Below are 18,175 nucleotides of genomic sequence, written 5' to 3' on the forward strand. Positions count from 1 at the left end.
AGGGACCGGATGCGGACTGACCACTGACGAATGGGTTATAGCACAACCCGAGGGCTACAGCCTATCCCGCTGTCAAGCCCGAACCGTCAGTGATCGGCGGCCACCGGCGCGCCGGGACGGCGGACCAACGGCATGAACAGCAGGGCGGCGAAGAACACGCCGGACATCAGCAGCAGGCAGTCGTTGAAGGTCAGGATCAAGGCCTCGCGCTGCATCATGCCGACCAGCTTGGACATGGCGGCGACGTTGGCGTCGGCGACCAGACCGTCGAAGCTGGCGGCCAAGCCATCCAGAGTCTGCTGAACCTCGGCGCGGGACAGGTTGAGATTGTCGCCCAAGCGGTTGGTGTGCAAGGCAAGCCGGTCGATCATCACGGTGTTGATCGCCGCCAAGCCGATGGCCCCGCCCAGATTGCGCATCAGATTGTAAAGGCCAGAGGCGTTCTTCAGCTTGTCCGGCGACAGGGTGCCGAGCGCGATGCTGTTGATCGGGATGAAGCACAGCATCAGCGACATGCCGCGCACCGCCTGCGGGAGAAACAGCTCCCAAAAGCCAGCCTGGTTGGTCAGATGGCTGTTCAGCCAAACGCCGGCGCCAAACAGAACCAAGCCAAGCCCCAACATCACCCGCAAATCGAGCTTCTTCGACAGCGCCCCAGCGATGGGCGCCGACATGAATTGGAAAATTCCGGTCACGAACATGATGGTGCCGATTTGCAGGCTGTTGAAGCCGCGCACCCGCGCCAGAAACAAAGGCTGGAGATAGACCGAGCCGTACAGCCCGATGCCAAGGAGGAAGCTGTAGAGCGAGCCGATGGCGAAATTCCGGTCGGCGAAGGCGCGCAACTCGACAATCGGATTGCGGTAACTCAGGACCCGCCAGAAAAAGCCAACCCCGCCGACGACGGCGACCACAGCCAGCCCCGCCACGATTTCATCGGCGAACCAATCGTTGCGTGGCCCCTCTTCCACCACATACTCAAGACTGCCGAGGAAGGCGGCCATCAGGCCAAGGCCCAGAAAGTCAAAGCCCTTGCGCAGTTCCGGGTTCGGGCGGTCCACATCGACCAGGAACCAGACCAGCGAGGTGACGATGATTCCCGGCACGACGTTGGCGAGAAACAGCCAATGCCAGGACAGGCTTTGCGTCAGCCAGCCGCCCAGCGTCGGGCCGATGGTCGGGGCCATGGTGGCGACCAGACCGATCATCACCGACACGCCCGCCCGCTTTTCCGGCGGGAAAATGGCGAAGCTGGTGGCGAAGACGGTCGGGATCATCGCTCCGCCGATGAAGCCCTGCAAGGCCCGCCAGAAAATCATCGATTCGATGCCGCTGGAAAAGGCGCAGGTGACGCTGGTCAGGGTGAAACCGGCGGCGGCGATGGTGAACAGGATGCGGGTGGACAGGATGCGCGAGAGGATCCCGGACAGTGGGATCATCACCACCTCGGCGATCAGATAGGCGGTCTGCACCCACGAGATTTCATCGGCGCTGGCCGCCAAGCCCGCCTGGATTTCCGACAGGGAGCTGGAGACGATCTGAATGTCCAGGATGGCCATGAACATGCCGACCACCATGGCGAAAAAGCCGATGCGGTCGCGTGCGGTCAAGGTCCGCATGCCCTGCGCCGAAAGCGCCGCCGAGTTGGTCGTCATGCTGAAAGCCCTCTTCCCGAACGCCGACCGCTCACTTGGCGGCGACGGCCTGTTTGCTGGTCAAGGCGCCGAAGACTCCACCGGCCACGGCGTGCGCCGCGTGGTCGCCGCCGCGCGTGTCAACCTCCGCCGTCACCGACAGGCCGGGGCGCAGCAAGCCGGACAGGGCGTTGTCGCGCGGCAGGGCGATGCGCACCGGCACGCGCTGGACGATCTTGGTGAAATTGCCGGTCGCGTTTTCCGGAGGCAGCAGGGAGAATTTGGAGCCGGACGCCGGGGCGAAGCTCTCCACCGTGCCTTCCAGAGTCTGGCCGGGGAAGGCGTCGACCGACACCGAAACCGTTTGGCCCAAACGCATGTGAGCGAGCTGGGTTTCCTTGAAATTCGCCACGACATAAACGTCGGGCAGCGGCACCAGAACCAGCAACTGCACGCCGGGCCGGGCGTATTGGCCGACCTGGACGCCGCGATTGCCGACAACGCCATCGACCGCAGCGCGGATGACGGTGTTGGTCAGATCGCTGCGGGCGGAGTCCAACGCGGCGTCGGCCTGGGCCAACCGGGCTTCGGTTTCGACGCGGGTGGCGCGCAGCACGGCGACCTGATCGTTTTCAGCGGCCAGCGCGGCGCGGGATTTGGCGACCTGGGCGATGGCCTTGCGCAGATCGGCGTCCGAGGTTTCCAGCTTTTGCCGACTGGTCCAACTGTCGTTGGCCAGCGAGCGGTTGCGGTCATAATCCTGCTGGGCGCGGCGCTGTTCGGCCTCGGCGCTCGCCAACGTGGCGGCGGCTTGGTCGATGATGGCGCGTTGCAGATCCAGCTTGCTGTCGAGCGTGCCCAGCCCGGCCTTTTGCGCGGCCATCGCAGCCTCAGATTCCAGCACCTTGGAGCGGAAATCACGGTCGTCGAGCACGGCCAGCACGTCGCCCGCCCGCACCAATTGGTTTTCCGCCGCGCGCACCTCGCGCACATAGGCCGACACCTTGGGGCTGACGATGGTGATGTCGCTCTGCACATAGGCGTTGTCGGTCGATTCCATGAATCGGCCCGTCGTCCACCAGCCATAGCCGCCATAACCGACGCCGGTCAAAGCCGCGACCGCGACAGCCGACAGGATGATTTTCCGCAAGCCCGATGCCATTGCCTGTATCCCTTGAACCCGTTCCGGTTCGCGCTGCCGCGCGGCGTTCCGCCGCACCTTCAAACTGAACCGTTCAGTTTAGTCTTGTCGGACGATGAGCGATCACCTATGTCTTGTCAAGATCGAACTGAACGGTTTAGTTTTTAGAAGAGGGGTTGTCGTCCGATGCGGAACGCGGTAGGGGCGAAGCGGATTGTGACAGACGAGGCATGCATGACCAAACTGGTGGCTCCCACTCCCGAAGCGGGATCCAAACCGGCCCAGATTCTGGCGGCGGCTGGCGCCCTGTTTCTGGAAAACGGCTATGGCGCGGTCAGCATGGACGCGGTGTCCAAAAAAGCCAACGTCTCCAAGGCGACGCTCTACGCCCATTTCGGCAGCAAGGACGAGTTGTTCCGCGCCATGGTCGCTTGCGAATGCGCCAGTTCCGCGCTGAACGGCGTGTGGGATAAGGCGACGGCGCTGCCCGCCGCCGAAGGGCTGCGCATGATCGGCCTGGAGTTCGTCACCTTCGTGCTGTCGGCCAAGGCGCTGGCGGCTCACCGCGTGGTGTTGGGTGAGGCGCATCGCTTTCCTGAACTGGCCCGCGCCTTTTACGAGGCCGGTCCGGCTTTGACCTTCGGGCGAGTCAACGCCTATCTCGAAGACGTGAACCGCCGAGGTGAATTGGCCATTCCCGACATCGATATGGCGACGCATCAATATTTCGGCCTCATCAAGGCCAATTTGCACATGAAACTTTTGCTGTGCCTGACCGAACGGCCCAGCGACCTCACGATCCAACGCTTTGTTGACGCCGCCGTCGATCTGTTCGTCAAGGGCTACGCCCCGCCCGCGCCTTGATCGGATCACTCACGCGCCGCGCAATGGGCTAAGGTCGTCTTGTAATGGGGGGTTGCATCGGATAGCGTTCCGATCATACGGGCGTAATCGGCTTGGCTGGAAGGGCGCATGAACATCGATATGATTGTCATTGCGCAGGTGATTGCGGTGCTCGGCCTTGCCATTGGCGGGTCCGTTCTCTTGGCCTCGCTGAACTATCCGCGCCACATCCGGCATGCCCTTCAGTCCTACGCCTATGCAAAGCTGCTGCTGGCGGCCGCCTTTCTCATCGCGGCCTTTCGCGACGGCATGGCCACTGAATTTTTGGTGCCCCTGGCGAACGGCTTGGCCTCTGCGGCGATGTCCCTGAACTATGTGGCCGTTCTTCGTATGCAAAACAAACGGACGCCGCCCCGCCTTGCGGAGAGCGCGGGCGTCCTGGTGGCCGTCGCCTGCTTTCTGGCCTTGCGGATAAGCCCGGATGATCTGAACCTTGTCCGCGCCATCTCCAGTCTGGTCGGCGCCGCTTTCCTGCTGGTGATCGCGGTTGAGCTTCTGCTGTTGTATCAAGGACGAGGTGTTGCCCATTACATGTCTGGTGGGTTGATTGTCGTAAATCTTCTAGCGCTTGTGGTGCGCATTTGGGCGAACGCCGCCCAGATCGGCCCATCGGACAACCTCGCCATCAGCGATGCGGTGGAACGTGGGGTGTATGCCGTCATTTTTCTCAGCAACATCATTGGCGCCATCATTTTCCTGCTGATGGCCAGTGACGAGTTCAACAAAGAGCTGCAAGTCCTGGCCAACACCGATGGTCTGACCGGGGTTCTGACCCGCCGTCGCTTTCTGGAACTGGCCGAGATCGAGTTCCGACGGGCCAAACGCTATGGCCGTCCGTTAAGTTTGCTCATCATCGACATCGACCGTTTCAAGGCGATCAATGATCGGGCTGGGCATCCCTTTGGCGATCGGGTGATTAAGGCGGTGGCCGATTGCTGCGCCACCAATCTCCGGCCCGAGGATTCCATCGGGCGTTTGGGTGGCGAAGAGTTCGCCATTCTGCTGCCCGAAAGCGACCTGGAGGCGGGTGAGCGGATTGCGGAGCGGATACGGGCCAACATTGAACGCAGCGTTGGCGTGTTGGGCGCGGAAAAAGCCTTGGCGGTGACGTGCAGCGTTGGCGGCGTCACGCTTTCCCCCGATCATGACAGCTTCGCCAGCTTGATCGAGCAATCCGACGCCGCGCTGTATGAGGCCAAGGACCGGGGCCGCAACCGGGTGCATTTCGCCAAGGCCGCCGCCTAAGCGAGTTTTCTTGCCGGATCTCCACCATCGGATCCCGTGACCCTGTGAGAAACGCGGGACGGCGCACAGCCCGGCTTTACGCCCGCAGCGGCTTGCCGCATTATCCGCCGCGCCTGCCCGGACGGCGTCGCCGGGTTTTTTGACGAACAGAGCAGATGGTCGCGGTCCTTTCCCCTCTCGGGTCCGGCGGGTTGGAGCCTCAACGCTCCCAACTCACCCTCGGAACCAAAGTCCGGCTTATCAATTGGGGGCTGGTGCTGCTGGTCGCCATCATCACGGCGGTCGGCGTCGCCCTGTTGTTTTCCGCCGCCGGTGGGCATTGGAAGCCGTGGGCGCAGCCGCAATTGGTGCGCGCCATTCCTGGCTTCGTGCTGATGCTGACCATCGCCCTGATCGACGTCCGCCACCTGATGAAGTCGGCCTACATCATCTTCTTTCTGGTGCTGTGTCTGTTGATCGCGGTGGAACTGATGGGCCGCATCGGCATGGGGGCGCAGCGCTGGATCGATCTGGGTTTTTTCCAGCTTCAGCCGTCGGAATTGATGAAACCGGCGCTGACCCTGGCGCTGGCGCGGTATTTTCACGGCATCACGCTGGACCAGATCGGGCGGCCTTTGCTGTTGATTCCGCCGCTTTTGCTGGTGTTCACGCCGGTGGCCTTCGTGCTGATGCAGCCCAATTTGGGCACGTCCCTGCTGCTCATCATGGGCAGCGGCGCGATGTTCTTCGCCGCCGGTGTGCGCATCTGGAAATTCCTGCTGGTCATCGGCGGCGGCCTGGGCGCGATTCCGGTGGCCTGGGAGTTCCTGCATGATTACCAGAAACAGCGGATCTACACCTTCCTCGATCCCGAAACCGATCCGCTGGGGGCCGGGTACAACATCCTGCAATCGAAAATCGCGCTGGGATCGGGCGGGCTGTTCGGCAAGGGATTCATGTCCGGCTCGCAAAGCCAACTGATGTTCCTGCCGGAAAAACACACCGACTTCATCTTCGTCGTGTTGGCGGAAGAGTTCGGCATGGCCGGGGCGGTGGCGCTGCTGGCGCTGTATCTCATCCTGTTGATTTACGGCTGGGTGATCGCGTTGAGCTGCCGCAGCCAATTCGCCCGGCTGGTGGCGGTTGGCATGACGACGCAGTTCTTCCTGTACGTCATCGTCAACGTGTCGATGGTGATGGGGCTGATTCCGGTCGTCGGCATTCCCCTGCCGCTGGTGTCCTATGGCGGGTCGGCGATGATGACGCTGATGATCGGCGTCGGCCTGCTGTTGAGCATGTCGGTCCACCGCGAGGTGCGGATCCCGAAGAGCGGCGTCACCGATTTGTAACGCCGCCGCCCGCTCACGCCTCTTCGGCGCCGAGGTAGGATTCGATGACGCGGGGGTCGGCGACGATGTCCGCCGGGGAGCCGTCGGCGATCTTTTCGCCATGGTCGAGCACCACCACCCGGTCGGACAGCGCCATCACGGCGCGCATCACATGCTCGATCATCAGGATGGTCAGACCTTCGCGCCGGTTCAGGTCGCGCAGAACCTCGACCATGCGGTCCACCTCGGTCGGTCGCAGCCCCGCCAGCACCTCGTCCAGCAACAGCAGGGTCGGACGGGTGGCGAGCGCGCGCGCCACCTCCAGCCGCTTGCGGTCGGGCAAGGTCAGGCTGCGGGCCGGGCGCTGGGCCTGATCGGCCAGCTCCAACCGCTCCAACAGGGCGCGGGCCTGCCGCCGGGCCGTCTCGACCGAGCGTTCGCGGGCCAGCGCGCCGACCACCACATTCTCCTCGACCGTCAAGTGACCGAAGGGTTTGACGATCTGAAAGGTCCGACCAATCCCGGCGGCGCAAACCCGGTTGGGCTTCAGCCCGGTCAAGCGTTGGCCCTTCAGGGTGACGGTCCCTTCGTCGGGCGGGAACACCCCGGCGATCAGGTTGAAGCTGGTGGTCTTGCCCGCGCCGTTCGGGCCGATCAGGGCCAGAATGCGCCCTTCCGGCACGGTGAAGGTGACGTTCGACACCGCCTTCAGGCCGCGAAAACGCTTGGACAGATTGTCGACGGTCAGCAGCGCGTCGCTCATCGCTCGTCCCCCTCCCCGCTCGCGCGGACCAGCCCCAAACGGCTGGCCAGCCAGGGCCAGACGCCGTCCGGGCGGAACACGACGATGACCACCAGCGCGACGCCGTAGAACAGTTGCTTCAGCCCCGGCAACTCCAACCCGCTCACCTCCAGAAGGAAGGTCAGCCCCTCGCCCAGCGGCGTCAGGATGAAGGCGCCGAGGATCGGGCCGATCAAGGTGCCGATGCCGCCGACGATGGCGGGCAGGATGATTTCGATGGAGCGGCCCATCGAAAACACCTGTTCGGGGAACAGATTGTTGAAATAGAAGGCCTGGAACACCCCGCCCAGCGCGGTCAAAGCCGAGGACGCGGCGACGGCGGTCATGCGGGCGTGGAACAGATCGACGCCGACGGCCTCCGCCGCCTCCGCGTCCTCGCGCACCGCCAGCCATTGATAGCCCAGGCGGCTGTGCAGCAGCAGGCGCGAGATCGCCAACGCCGCCAGAACCAGGGCGAGGATGACGTAATAGAACAGGGTTGGCGAGCCGCGCAGATTCAGCGGGTCGCTCACCCCGGCCTCGACCGGCAGAAAGAAGCCGCCCGATCCGCCCAGCCATTGGAGGTGGTCGAAACCGACCCGCGCCACCTCGGCGAAGGCGATGGTCAGCAGGGCGAAATGCACGCCCTTGACGCCGAAGCGGAATCCGAGAAAGCCGATGCCGCAGCCCGCCGCGACGGCGACCAGCATGGCGAGAAGCGCGCCCGCCCAGGGGCCGATGCCGAAATGGATGAACAGCGCGGCGCTGGCGTAGGCCCCCAACCCGACATAGAGCGCGTGGCCAAGCGACAGCAGGCCGGAAAAGCCCATCATCACGTTCCACGCCTGCCCGACATAGGCGAACCACAGCACCGTGGTCAGCACCGACACCAGATAGCGGTCGGCGACCAGCGGGGCCAGCAGCAGCGCCAGCCCGCTGAGCGCCAGCAGCGCCGCCCCGCGCCCGGTCACGCCCCAGGTGTTGCGCAATCCCAGGATCGTCATGACCGTTTCCCCAGCAGCCCTTGCGGGCGCAGCAGCAACACCAAAATCAGCACCGCGTAGCTGAACAGGGATTTCAGCGACGGCGTCAGCAGGAAGCCCGCCAGCGTTTCCGACAATCCGATCAGCACCCCGCCCAACAGCGCGCCGGGCAGGCTGCCCAGTCCGCCGACGATGACGATGATGAAGCTCAGCAGCGTGTATTCCGGGGCCAGTTGCGGGCGGGCGTCCACCAGCAAGGTCATCAACGCCCCCGCCGCCCCGACCACCGCCGCGCCGATGCCGAAGGTCAGCGCGTACAGCCCGTCGATGTTCAAACCGACGACGCGCGCGCCCAACGGGCTGTCGGCGCAGGCGCGGATGGCCTTGCCGGTGCGGGTGAAGCGGAAAAAGGCGAACAGCCCCGCCGCGATCACAATCGCCGCCGCCCCGGCGCGCACCCGCACCTCGTCCAGCAGCAGCGGGCCAAGCTCCAGCGTGTCAAAGCCATAGGGCACGGCGACGTTGCGGGAATCCGGCCCGAACAGCATCAGCATGGCGTTGACCAGAATGGTGGCGACGCCCAACAGCAGGATGAACTGCATGTGTTCGGGCCGCTCGACGAAGCGGTTGACCACGCCGCGTTGCAGGAGCCAACCGCAAACGAACAGAACGGCGGCGACGATGGGGGCCGACAGCAGCGGGTCCAACCCGGCGTAGCCCGCCAGCAGCACCGCGCCATACATGCCCGCCACCATCATTTCACCATGGGCGAAATTGACGACGCGGACCACGCCGAAGATCACCGAAAGCCCCAGCGCCGCCAACCCATAGAGAAGGCCGGTCAGCAGACCCGAGGCGGCGATGTTGAGGTAATAGTCGATGGGCATGCGGAACCGCGCGGACGTCGATGAAGCCGTTGCGGCGTACCAGCCCTGTCGGCGCCAAGCAAGAGAAGATCGCGGCGGCGGCGTGGGGGCCGCGCGAATGGAACCTATGAAACACGGTGCAACAGGTTTCCGGCCCCTTGGACCGCCCCCTGGAATGCCCCCCAATTTTGAGACTCTGCTAAAGTGTTCCGGCTCTCTTTGGGAGAGGACGGATGGGAGAGAAGCGAAGTGTTGAGTTCAAGGTTTCTCTGGTTCGTCGGCTTGAGGCTGGCGAGCGGGTGACGGACCTCGAACGAGAAAGTGGTGTGTTCCGTTCGCAAATTTACCGCTGGCGGGCGTCTTTTGCTCGCGATGGGGAGGCTGGGTTGGAGCGCGCTCCCGGTCGTCAGCGTGGCTATCGGCGGTCAGGGGCGGTTGAGGGAACGGCGCCGGAGGTTCCTGCTCCCGGCGCGCCGTCGGAAGCTGCTTTGGCTCAGCTTGGGCCGGAGGCGCGCGCCTGGGTGTCGGCGCTTGAGCGGACGGTCGCGCGTCAACAACTGGAATTGGATTTTTTCAGCGAAGCCTTGCAGCGGGTCGAGGAGTCGCGCCGGTCGATGAACGCGGCTGGCGAGAGGGCGTCTACGCCGCCATCCAGGCGATGACGCAGCGGCAAGGCAGGCTTTCGGTGGAGCGGATGTGCGGCTTGGCCCAGGTGAGCCGGGCCGGTTTCTACCGGCATTGGCGGGAGCGCGCTCCGAGGGCGGAGGAGACGGACCTGCGCGACGCGATCCAGCGCTTGGCGTTGGCGCATCGGCATTACGGTTATCGGCGGATCACGGCGCTGCTGCGCCGTGAGGGGCGGCTGGCGAACCACAAGCGGGTGCTGAGGCTGATGCGGGAGGACAATCTGCTGAGCCTGCGGCGGGCGGCGTTCGCGCCGACGACGACGGACAGCCGTCATGACTTTCCGGTTTGGCCCAACCTGGCGCGCCGCCTGGCGTTGAGCGGGCCGAACCAGCTGTGGGTGGCCGACATCACCTATGTCCGGCTGGGCGGGGAGTTCGCCTATCTGGCGGTGGTGCTGGACGCTTGGTCCCGCCGGGTGATCGGTTGGGCGTTGGCCGACCATCTGCGCGCGGAACTGGCGCTGGAGGCGCTGGACGGCGCCTTGGCCGCGCGGGGAACGGGACCGATGGTTCACCACTCCGATCGTGGCGTCCAGTACGCCTGCCGGGCCTACATCGAGCGTCTGGAGGCCCACGGCGTCCAGCCAAGCATGAGCCGCGTGGGCTGCCCTTACGACAACGCCATGGCTGAAAGCTTCATGAAGACGCTCAAGACCGAAGAAGTCGATGGCCGCAGCTACGCCGACATCGCCCAAGCGCGCGCTTGCATCGACCGTTTCATCGACGAGGCGTACAATCGACAACGTCTCCACTCGGCCCTCGCTTACAGCCCGCCGGTCGAGTTCGAGGAAAAATCGCCGCCACCAGGGCCGGGCGGCCGCCCGGCCCTGGTGGCATGACCATGCCGGAACATTTTATCGACGTCTCAAAGATGGGGGGCGGTCCACCCCTGTTCACCTGTTCCATCGGCGCCCCTGTCCGAGACGCGAGCGAGAGGACGGGCGGGCTGGTGGGGGGACGGCATGGCGACCTCGCGACTATCAGGCAAGAAATCCTATCACGAGTGCGTGGATTGGGCCATGGGACGGTGCAACCCAACACGTTACCGGCGAATACCACCATTCCCAAGTCCTCGCGGGCGGCCCCGCCGCTGGGCGGGTTGGGGAACTTTCGGATACCTATAAAATGTTGTTTCCGATTTTCACAATCATTCAACTCGCCCTCAGGCGGCTCGCCGACATGCAGGCTTATGAGGCAGGTTATGAGTATCCCATGTCCGGTTCTTGTCCAACACGGATATTCTACTGTCCGAGACGCAGTGCCGTTGTCGGTTCAAAAAAGTCTTTCAATAATTTGAAATACGGACGGAAGACATTATGTTAAAGTCAAATTTTAACTACCAAATCCCGGAGATTATTTTAAAAAACCATTTGGCGACACTTGGATATCTTGATGCGCAGCGCCAGTAAGAATTGCGCAATGCCCGTAAAATGCGCATGCGCGTTGCCAGTAAACGATAATCAAAATCTGTGAAGAACAACACCTTGGCAGCACGTGAAGCTAAGCGCCTCTCAACAGAGAAATCATTTTTTAAAAGCGCGTCAGCAAGCTCAATACCATCCCAAATAGCCAAGTTGAGTCCCTGCCCCCCAACTGGAGATTGGACATGCGCCGCATCTCCGATTAGCCAAATTTTTCCGATACGAGGGCTTAGTACGCGTCTAAGCGATACTCTGAAATCGCGTTTATACAGCAATTTCGCATCCGGGAATTTTTCCTGTAATTTTCCAGCTACGTCTGGAGCATTGAAAATACCCTGAATGACACCATGAGAGGGTTCCGACAAGAAAAGCCCAACACCGTTATGATTTAGAAAAAGTTGAGCTTGCACCTGTGATGGCCATTGTGATGTCGTAATTTCTGCAACTGACCATTCTTCAGGGTAATCGCGACCTACAAAAGGAATTTTTAATATACGCCTCACATCACTGTGCGCACCATCAGCGCCTATTAGCCATTGGGCTTCGCATTTTTCCACCTCAGAGCCTTCGTTCTTGGTCAATGAAGCGCATACACAATTATCGTATTGAACGATATCGGTAAGGGTTGTGCCATACTCGACGACAACGCCATAATCTCGAAGCGATTTCTCTAAATGTTGCTCTAGTTTTCCTTGGGGGTACATGCTGGCTGGTTGTTTTTTATTGATGGCTGGAACAGAAATATTTGCCACCAAATTTTCGTCGTCGAAGAAAACAAAATTACGCATCGGTATCGCGCCATCAATGACCGATTCATTGATGTTAAAACGCTCAAGCTTTTGCCATACTCCTTGCGCTACCCCAGTAGCCTTTCCAATCAATGCCCTCTGAGATCTCTTCTCAATGATACGCACTTTGATGCCACTTGCTGCGCATGTGAGCGCGAAGACGAGACCGCTTGCACCAGCACCAACAACGAGAAAATTAGTCGCAGATGCATATGACTTTTGAACGCTTATCAGAGGAAAATGTGTCACGAAACGCAATCCTCATTTGAAGGACCCAGCGGGTTCGCCCTTAAAATCTCACTCAGTTATTGTGCATATGGTGTTTTTTGGCAAGTAAACCGATCTTAAATATCCCTATCCAGCCAACGGCTGGATTTCTCATGTGCACATTTTGCGGCTTACACCCGTTTCCCATGCCGGAGCCTATCTGGGAGCCGTACGGCTGTCACGGCGATACACTGCCCCAATCGGACTTTCTGTTCCATTGCTGATATCGCTGACGAAGTCCCAGCGCGCATGTCCCCTCACCCAACCCTCTCCCCGAGGGGAGAGAGCTTTTTGAGGGGACAGCCCTTCCCGTCTTTTACGCCTCTTCGGCGACCGGCGGGCGGGGAGCCGCGTTGACCGGGGTGGAGAGTTGGGCGTCCACCACGGCCACGGCGGTCATGTTGACCAGACCGCGCGTCGTCACCGACGGGGTGACGATGTGGACCGGGCGTTCGACGCCCAGCAGGATCGGGCCGACATTCTGCGCCTCGCCCAGGATTTTCATCATGTTGAAGGCGATGTTGGCGGCGTCCAGCGTCGGCATGACCAGCAGGTTGGCTTCGCCCTTCAGACGGCTGTCGGGCAGAACCTCCTTGCGGATCGCTTCGGCCAGGGCGGCGTCGGCGTGCATTTCGCCGTCGATCTGCAAATCGGGCATGGCGTCCGACGCCAGCTCGAACGCCTTGCGCATCTTGCGGGCCGACGGCGTGTCGGCGCTGCCGAAGTTGGAGTGGGAGAGCAGCGCGACCTTCGGCTCGATGCCGAAACGACGAACCTCGTCCGCCGCCAGACGGGCGATTTCGGCGACCTCCTCGGCGGTCGGGTCGGCGTTGACGTAGGTGTCGGTGATGAAGTGAACGCCCTTCTGCGAAATCAGCGCGTTCATCGTCGCGGCGACCTTCACGCCCTTGCGCAGCCCGATCAGCCCGGCGATGTGGCCGAAATGCTCGTTGAAGCGGCCCGAGGTGCCGCAGACCATGGCGTCGGCCTCGCCCCGGCGGACCATCAGCGCGCCGAAGACGGTCGGCTGGGTGCGCACGACGTTGGCGGCGTGGGCGGGGGCGACGCCGCGACGGCCCATCAGCTTGCGGTAGGCTTCGGCGTAGCTGTGATAGCGCAGGTCGCGGATGATCTCGATCACCTCGACGTCGCGACCGATTTTCAGGCGCAGGCCCATTTCGCCGATGATGCGCTCCACCACCTCGCGGCGGCCGATCAGGATCGGCTGGGCGATGCCGTCATCGACCACCACCTGGGCGCAGCGCACGACGCGCGGATCCTCGCCCTCGGCGTAGACGACGCGCTTGGGCGCGCTCTTGGCCTTGGTGATGACCGGCTTCATGAACAGGCCGGAGCGGATGACGTACTGGTTCAACTGCTCGCGGTAGGCGCGGAAATCGGCGATCGGGCGGGTGGCGACGCCGGATTCCATCGCCGCCTTGGCGACCGCCGACGACACTTCCACGATCAGGCGCGGGTCGAAGGGCTTGGGCAGGATGTATTCCGGGCCAAAGCGCAGCGTCTCGCCGACATAGGCCGCCGCCACCACGTCCGACGGTTCGGCGCGGGCGAGGCTGGCGACCGCGTGGGTCGCGGCGATCTTCATTTCCTCGTTCACCGTCGTCGCGCCGACGTCGAGCGCGCCCCGGAAGATGAAGGGGAAGCAGAGGACGTTGTTGACCTGGTTGGGGAAATCCGACCGCCCGGTGGCGATGATCGCGTCGGCGCGGGCCTCGCGCGCCAGATCGGGCATGATTTCCGGGGTCGGGTTGGCCAGCGCCAGAATCAGCGGCTTGTCGGCCATGCGGCCCAACAATTCCGGCTTCAGCACGTTCGGGCCGGACAGGCCGAGGAAGATGTCGGCCCCGTCGATGACGTCGGACAGGACGCGCGCGTCGGTGTCTTGCGCGTAGGCGTCCTTATACTCGTTCATCTCCTCGTTCCGGCCCTTGTGGACCAGACCGACGCGGTCCACCAGCCAGACATTCTCGCGCTTGACGCCCAGGCTGACCATCAGATCCAGGCAGGCGATGCCCGCCGCCCCGCCGCCGGTGGAGACCACCTTGACCGACCCGATGTCCTTGCCGACCAGCGCCAGACCGTTCAGCACGGCGGCGCCGACGACGATGGCGGTGCCGTGTTGGTCGTCGTGGAACACCGGGATCTTCATCCGCTCGCGGCAGCGGCGTTCGACCTCGAAGCAGGCCGGGGCGGCGATGTCTTCCAGATTGATCGCGCCGAAGGTCGGCTCCAGCCGAACGATGGTGTCGACCAGCCCGTCAACGTCCAACTCGTTCAGTTCCAGGTCGAAGCAATCGATGCCGGCGAATTTCTTGAAGAGGACGGCTTTGCCCTCCATCACCGGCTTGGCGGCCAGCGGGCCGATGTTGCCCAACCCCAGAACGGCGGTGCCGTTGGTGACGACGGCGACCAGATTGGCGCGCGCCGTCAGTTCGGCGGCCTGGGCCGGATCCTTGGCGATGGCCATGCTGGCGACCGCCACGCCCGGCGAATAGGCAAGCGCAAGATCGCGCTGGTTGGCCATGGGCTTGGTCGCGACCACCGCCAGCTTTCCGGGGCGGGGGTTGCGGTGATACTCAAGCGCCATTGCGTCAAAATCGCCGGACATGGGGTCTCTTCCTCCGATTAACGTGATTTCGGTTAATTTCTTGAGGCTGCGTTATCCTGTTCGCCGGTTATAGCGCAGGAGAACGTCCCGTTCAAAAGAGAAAGGGACGATTCGAACCCTGCCGAACCGTCCCTGCCACTTTACATGACCCTGACGGCGTCAGCGCGGGTCATCTTTGGAATTTTCAGATCCGGGCGAGCGCCGGTTCCTTGAAGTGATGCTGATACTCGGCGACCGCCTTGCTCTCGTCGAACTCGCCTTCCATCTTGGCGATGACGACGGTGGCGACGCCGTTGCCGATCAGGTTGGTCAGGGCGCGGGCCTCCGACATGAAGCGGTCGACGCCCAGCAGCAGGGCCAGCCCCTCGATCGGCAGCACGCCGGTGGCCGACAGGGTGGCGGCCAGCGTCACAAAACCGCCGCCCGTCACCGCCGCCGCGCCCTTGGAGGTCAGCATCAGGATGACGAGGATGTAGAGCTGTTGCCAGATCGTCAGATCGACGTTGAAGGCCTGGGCGATGAAGATGGCGGCCATCGACAGATAGATGGACGTGCCGTCGAGGTTGAAGGAATAGCCCGTCGGGATGACCAGACCAACCACATGCTTGGAGCAGCCGAACTTCTGCATCTTCTCCATCATGCGCGGCAGGACGGATTCCGACGAGGAGGTGCCCAGAACGATCAGCAGTTCCTGGCGGATGTAGCGGACGAAGCTCCAGATGCTGAAGCCGTACATCTTGGCGATGCCGCCCAGCACGACGAAGATGAAGATCGCCATGGTGATGTAGACCGACGCCATCAACTGGCCGAGCGAGGTCAGCGAGGAGACGCCGTATTTGCCGATGGTGAAGGACATGGCGCCAAAGGCGCCGACCGGGGCGACGCGCATCAGGATGCCGATGACGCCGAACAGGGCATGACCGACCTTGTCGAAGATGTCCTCGACCAGCTTGCCCTTCTGGCCCATGGCGGCCAGCGCCACACCGAAGACCACGGCGAAGAACAGGATTTGCAGCATGTCGCCCTGGACGAAGGCGCCGACGATGTTGTCGGGAACGATGCCGACGATGAAGTCCATGAAGCCGTGCTCTTTCGCCGTGCTGGCGTATTTCTGCACGGAATCGGCCTTCAACTGGCCGGGCACGATGTTCATCCCGCCGCCCGGACGGACGAGGTTGACAACCAGAAGGCCGATGCCGAGCGCGAAGGTGGTCACGACCTCGAAATACAGCAGGGCCTTGCCGCCGACCTTGCCGACCTTCTTCAGATTGCCGATGGAGGAGATGCCGGTGACGACGGTCAGGAACACGATGGGGCCGATCACCATCTTGACCATCTTGATGAACAGATCGCCCAGCGGCTTCATCTCCACCGCGATGGACGGGTAGAAATGGCCCAGCAGGATGCCGAAGGTGATCGCGGTCAGAACCTGAAAGGTCAGGTTGGTGTAGAAGGGCTTCTTCACCGGCCCGTGGGCGGCGGTCGCGTCTGCGCTCATGGTCATCTCCTCGTGGCGTTCCTTGGTGGGGCGTCCGCTCTCTGGCGGGCTGCACCGGACTTGGTTGCCTATGAAAGCAAGCGCTGGGCCAATTGCTGAATCCAGCAACATCAAGGATTTGAAGAAAAGGCTTGGGCGAAAATCCACACGACAAGCCCCATCGCGATGTGCGAAAATCCGCACATTCGCGGCTCTTGGGATGGATTGTTGCGGTGCAGCATGCGCTTTGACGGCGTTCGGTCCAATGTTTGACCGAATTGGGACATATTCGGTCAGCGGCCTGATCGCGGGCGCGTTGGCGCAGCCCCGGCGGCTGTTGCTGGCGTTGCTGCTGCTGGGCGTTCCGCTGGCCGCCGCCTTGGCGGCAAGCTGGTCGGCGGGGCTGGCCGAGGCCGATTTGCGGGAGCGGGTCCAGGCGCAATTGGCCCTCTACGACGCCAATTTGCGGGCGGAGCTGGAGCGTCACGCCGCCGTTCCCCTGGCTTTGGCGCAGGACGCCGAGGTGACGGCCCTGCTGGCCGACCCGACTCCCGCCCGCGTCGCGCGGATGAACGCCAAGCTGGAGGGCATCGCCGAGGCGTTGGGCGCGTCGGCGCTGTACATCATGGACGGGTCCGGCTTGACGCTGACCGCCAGCAATTGGAACGGCGCCAGCAGCTTCGTCGGGCAGAATTTCGCCTATCGGCCCTATTTCCGTTTGGCGATAGAGCGGGGGGAGGGCCACCATTTCGCCCTTGGCACCACGTCTTTCATCCCCGGCTATTACACCGCGCGTCGGGTGGTGGCGGAAAACCGCACAGTGGGCGTGGTGGTGCTGAAGGTCGGTTTCGAGCGGCTGGAACGGGCCTGGGCGCCGGGGCAGGAAAAGCTGCTGGTGACGGACCGCGAGGGCATGGTGTTCATCACCAACGTCCCCGATTGGCGTTACCACGCCCTGCCCCGCCAATTGCCGATCAGCCTGCCGATCACACCCAGCGGCAGCAGCGAGGGGTTGGACGTGCTGCCCTGGGCCTTCGGCGGCGCGTCGGACCGCATCGCCTTGTCTGAGGCGGGGAGCGAGCGCCGCTATCTTCTGGCCTCCGCCGCCATGCCCGGCGGCGATTGGACTCTGCACAGCCTGACCAGCCTGGAGCCGGTGACGACCCGTGGGCAGGTCGCCGGGCTGCTGGCCGCCGCGTTGAGCGCGTTAGCGGCGGTGGCGGTTTACGCGCAGGCTCTGCGCCGCGCCGCGCTGACCGAACGCTTGACGCTTCAAGAGGCGGCGCGGGTGGAGTTGGAGCGCCGGGTTGCCGAAGCGACCGCCGAATTGCGGGCGACGGAGAATGAATTGACCCAGGCGGCCAAGCTGGCGGCGCTGGGCCAGATGTCGGCGGGCATCGCCCACGAGATCAACCAACCGCTGGCCGCCATGCGCAGCTTCGCCGACAACGCGGTGGTGCTGCTGGAGCGTGGGCGGACGGAGTCGGTGCGGGCCAATTTGGCTGAAATCGCCGACCTGACCGACCGCATGGCGGCGATCACCCGTCAGTTGAAGGGCTTCGCCCGGCGGGCGTCGGGCACGCTGGGGCCGGTGTCGGTCCAGGGCGCGGTCGCCCAAGCGCTGGCGCTGTTCGAGGCGCGGTTGCGGCGCGAGGACGTGACGGTCGATCTGGATCTTCCCGACGCGCCGGTGTGGGTGGTGGGCGAGGATGTCCGCCTTCAGCAAGTGCTGGTGAATCTGATCGGCAACGCCGCCGACGCCATGCGCGACTCCCCCCGCCGCCATCTGCGGATCACGGCGCGCGCGCTGGAGGATGGGTTGCTGTTGAGCGTCGCCGACAGCGGCGTCGGCATCGCCGAGGCGGATTTGCCCCGTTTGTTCGTCCCCTTCTTCACCACCAAAGAGGCCGGCGACGGGCTGGGGCTTGGCCTGTCGATCAGCCACGGCATCGTCGAGGATTTGGGCGGCAGCCTGACCGCCGCCAACCACGCGGATGGCGGGGCCGTTTTCACCCTGCGTCTCAAAACAATGGACAATCCGTCATGA

14 protein-coding genes are annotated in these 18,175 nt (G+C 63.2%); 6 read left to right on the top strand and 8 right to left on the bottom strand.

Annotated features, from left to right (window positions below; translation table 11 throughout):
- Positions 1–86 precede the first annotated feature (86 nt).
- Together D3877_RS26945 and D3877_RS26950 are read right to left on the bottom strand one after the other, a co-directional pair.
- Positions 87–1,655 (bottom strand): DHA2 family efflux MFS transporter permease subunit, encoded by a 1,569-nt coding sequence (locus D3877_RS26945; RefSeq protein WP_119833877.1) that lies wholly within the window; start codon positions 1,653–1,655, stop codon positions 87–89.
- Positions 1,656–1,686: 31 nt separating this feature from the next.
- Positions 1,687–2,796: an HlyD family secretion protein gene (locus tag D3877_RS26950; protein ID WP_119833878.1), complete on the bottom strand. Its 1,110-nt coding sequence runs from the start codon at positions 2,794–2,796 to the stop codon at positions 1,687–1,689.
- Positions 2,797–3,009: 213 nt separating this feature from the next.
- On the opposite strand from D3877_RS26950, the gene D3877_RS26955 reads away from it, so the two are divergent.
- The 3 genes from D3877_RS26955 (at position 3,010) to rodA (ending at position 6,251) form a co-directional block, all read left to right on the top strand.
- Positions 3,010–3,639, top strand: a complete 630-nt coding sequence (locus D3877_RS26955; protein WP_238475118.1) for a TetR/AcrR family transcriptional regulator — start codon at positions 3,010–3,012, stop codon at positions 3,637–3,639.
- Positions 3,640–3,747: 108 nt separating this feature from the next.
- Complete coding sequence (locus D3877_RS26960) at positions 3,748–4,923, top strand: GGDEF domain-containing protein (protein ID WP_119833880.1); 1,176 nt, start codon at positions 3,748–3,750, stop codon at positions 4,921–4,923.
- Positions 4,924–5,078: 155 nt separating this feature from the next.
- Positions 5,079–6,251: a rod shape-determining protein RodA gene (rodA, locus tag D3877_RS26965; protein WP_119833881.1), complete on the top strand. Its 1,173-nt coding sequence runs from the start codon at positions 5,079–5,081 to the stop codon at positions 6,249–6,251.
- Between the two features lie 13 nt (positions 6,252–6,264).
- Here rodA and D3877_RS26970 read toward each other — a convergent pair whose 3' ends face one another.
- Genes D3877_RS26970 through D3877_RS26980 form a run of 3 tightly spaced genes read right to left on the bottom strand, consistent with a single transcriptional unit; the run spans position 6,265 to position 8,881 of the window.
- Positions 6,265–6,993, bottom strand: a complete 729-nt coding sequence (locus tag D3877_RS26970; protein WP_119833882.1) for an ABC transporter ATP-binding protein — start codon at positions 6,991–6,993, stop codon at positions 6,265–6,267.
- Positions 6,990–8,015: a branched-chain amino acid ABC transporter permease gene (locus D3877_RS26975; RefSeq protein WP_119833883.1), complete on the bottom strand. Its 1,026-nt coding sequence runs from the start codon at positions 8,013–8,015 to the stop codon at positions 6,990–6,992. Before D3877_RS26975 ends, D3877_RS26970 begins: the two co-directional genes overlap by 4 nt.
- Entirely contained in the window at positions 8,012–8,881 is an 870-nt protein-coding gene (locus tag D3877_RS26980; protein ID WP_119833884.1) for a branched-chain amino acid ABC transporter permease, read from the bottom strand. Before D3877_RS26980 ends, D3877_RS26975 begins: the two co-directional genes overlap by 4 nt.
- A gap of 212 nt (positions 8,882–9,093) precedes the next feature.
- Here D3877_RS26980 and D3877_RS26985 point away from each other — a divergent pair, with 212 nt between their 5' ends.
- Positions 9,094–9,522, top strand: a complete 429-nt coding sequence (locus tag D3877_RS26985) for a helix-turn-helix domain-containing protein (RefSeq protein WP_119828928.1) — start codon at positions 9,094–9,096, stop codon at positions 9,520–9,522.
- Positions 9,519–10,385 carry an IS3 family transposase gene (locus D3877_RS26990; protein ID WP_119829861.1) on the top strand — a complete coding sequence of 289 codons (867 nt, stop codon included), beginning with the start codon at positions 9,519–9,521 and terminating at the stop codon, positions 10,383–10,385. The genes D3877_RS26985 and D3877_RS26990 overlap by 4 nt, the downstream gene beginning before the upstream one ends.
- 497 nt (positions 10,386–10,882) lie before the next feature.
- On the opposite strand, the gene D3877_RS26995 is transcribed toward D3877_RS26990, so the two are convergent.
- The 3 genes from D3877_RS26995 to D3877_RS27005 form a co-directional block, all read right to left on the bottom strand.
- Positions 10,883–12,004, bottom strand: coding sequence for an FAD-dependent oxidoreductase (locus tag D3877_RS26995; protein WP_199721010.1), 1,122 nt, complete (start codon positions 12,002–12,004; stop codon positions 10,883–10,885).
- A 334-nt stretch (positions 12,005–12,338) separates the two neighbouring features.
- Complete coding sequence (locus tag D3877_RS27000; protein ID WP_119833886.1) at positions 12,339–14,651, bottom strand: NADP-dependent malic enzyme; 2,313 nt, start codon at positions 14,649–14,651, stop codon at positions 12,339–12,341.
- Between the two features lie 184 nt (positions 14,652–14,835).
- Positions 14,836–16,149 (bottom strand): dicarboxylate/amino acid:cation symporter, encoded by a 1,314-nt coding sequence (locus D3877_RS27005; RefSeq protein WP_119834061.1) that lies wholly within the window; start codon positions 16,147–16,149, stop codon positions 14,836–14,838.
- Positions 16,150–16,393: 244 nt separating this feature from the next.
- Between D3877_RS27005 and D3877_RS27010 the strand changes: the two genes are divergently transcribed.
- Positions 16,394–18,175, top strand: coding sequence for a sensor histidine kinase (locus D3877_RS27010; protein WP_238475119.1), 1,782 nt, complete (start codon positions 16,394–16,396; stop codon positions 18,173–18,175).

Source organism: Azospirillum cavernae (assembly GCF_003590795.1).
GTDB lineage: Bacteria > Pseudomonadota > Alphaproteobacteria > Azospirillales > Azospirillaceae > Azospirillum > Azospirillum cavernae.

What these genes read in the sequence shown, in the direction of transcription:
- D3877_RS26945 (WP_119833877.1), bottom strand. Translation starts at nt 1,655, where the DNA reads ATGACGACCAACTCGGCGGCGCTTTCGGCGCAGGGCATGCGGACCTTG.
- D3877_RS26950 (WP_119833878.1), bottom strand. Translation starts at nt 2,796, where the DNA reads ATGGCATCGGGCTTGCGGAAAATCATCCTGTCGGCTGTCGCGGTCGCG.
- D3877_RS26955 (WP_238475118.1), top strand. Translation starts at nt 3,010, where the DNA reads ATGACCAAACTGGTGGCTCCCACTCCCGAAGCGGGATCCAAACCGGCC.
- D3877_RS26960 (WP_119833880.1), top strand. Translation starts at nt 3,748, where the DNA reads ATGAACATCGATATGATTGTCATTGCGCAGGTGATTGCGGTGCTCGGC.
- rodA (WP_119833881.1), top strand. Translation starts at nt 5,079, where the DNA reads ATGGTCGCGGTCCTTTCCCCTCTCGGGTCCGGCGGGTTGGAGCCTCAA.
- D3877_RS26970 (WP_119833882.1), bottom strand. Translation starts at nt 6,993, where the DNA reads ATGAGCGACGCGCTGCTGACCGTCGACAATCTGTCCAAGCGTTTTCGC.
- D3877_RS26975 (WP_119833883.1), bottom strand. Translation starts at nt 8,015, where the DNA reads ATGACGATCCTGGGATTGCGCAACACCTGGGGCGTGACCGGGCGCGGG.
- D3877_RS26980 (WP_119833884.1), bottom strand. Translation starts at nt 8,881, where the DNA reads ATGCCCATCGACTATTACCTCAACATCGCCGCCTCGGGTCTGCTGACC.
- D3877_RS26985 (WP_119828928.1), top strand. Translation starts at nt 9,094, where the DNA reads ATGGGAGAGAAGCGAAGTGTTGAGTTCAAGGTTTCTCTGGTTCGTCGG.
- D3877_RS26990 (WP_119829861.1), top strand. Translation starts at nt 9,519, where the DNA reads ATGACGCAGCGGCAAGGCAGGCTTTCGGTGGAGCGGATGTGCGGCTTG.
- D3877_RS27000 (WP_119833886.1), bottom strand. Translation starts at nt 14,651, where the DNA reads ATGTCCGGCGATTTTGACGCAATGGCGCTTGAGTATCACCGCAACCCC.
- D3877_RS27005 (WP_119834061.1), bottom strand. Translation starts at nt 16,149, where the DNA reads ATGAGCGCAGACGCGACCGCCGCCCACGGGCCGGTGAAGAAGCCCTTC.
- D3877_RS27010 (WP_238475119.1), top strand. Translation starts at nt 16,394, where the DNA reads ATGTTTGACCGAATTGGGACATATTCGGTCAGCGGCCTGATCGCGGGC.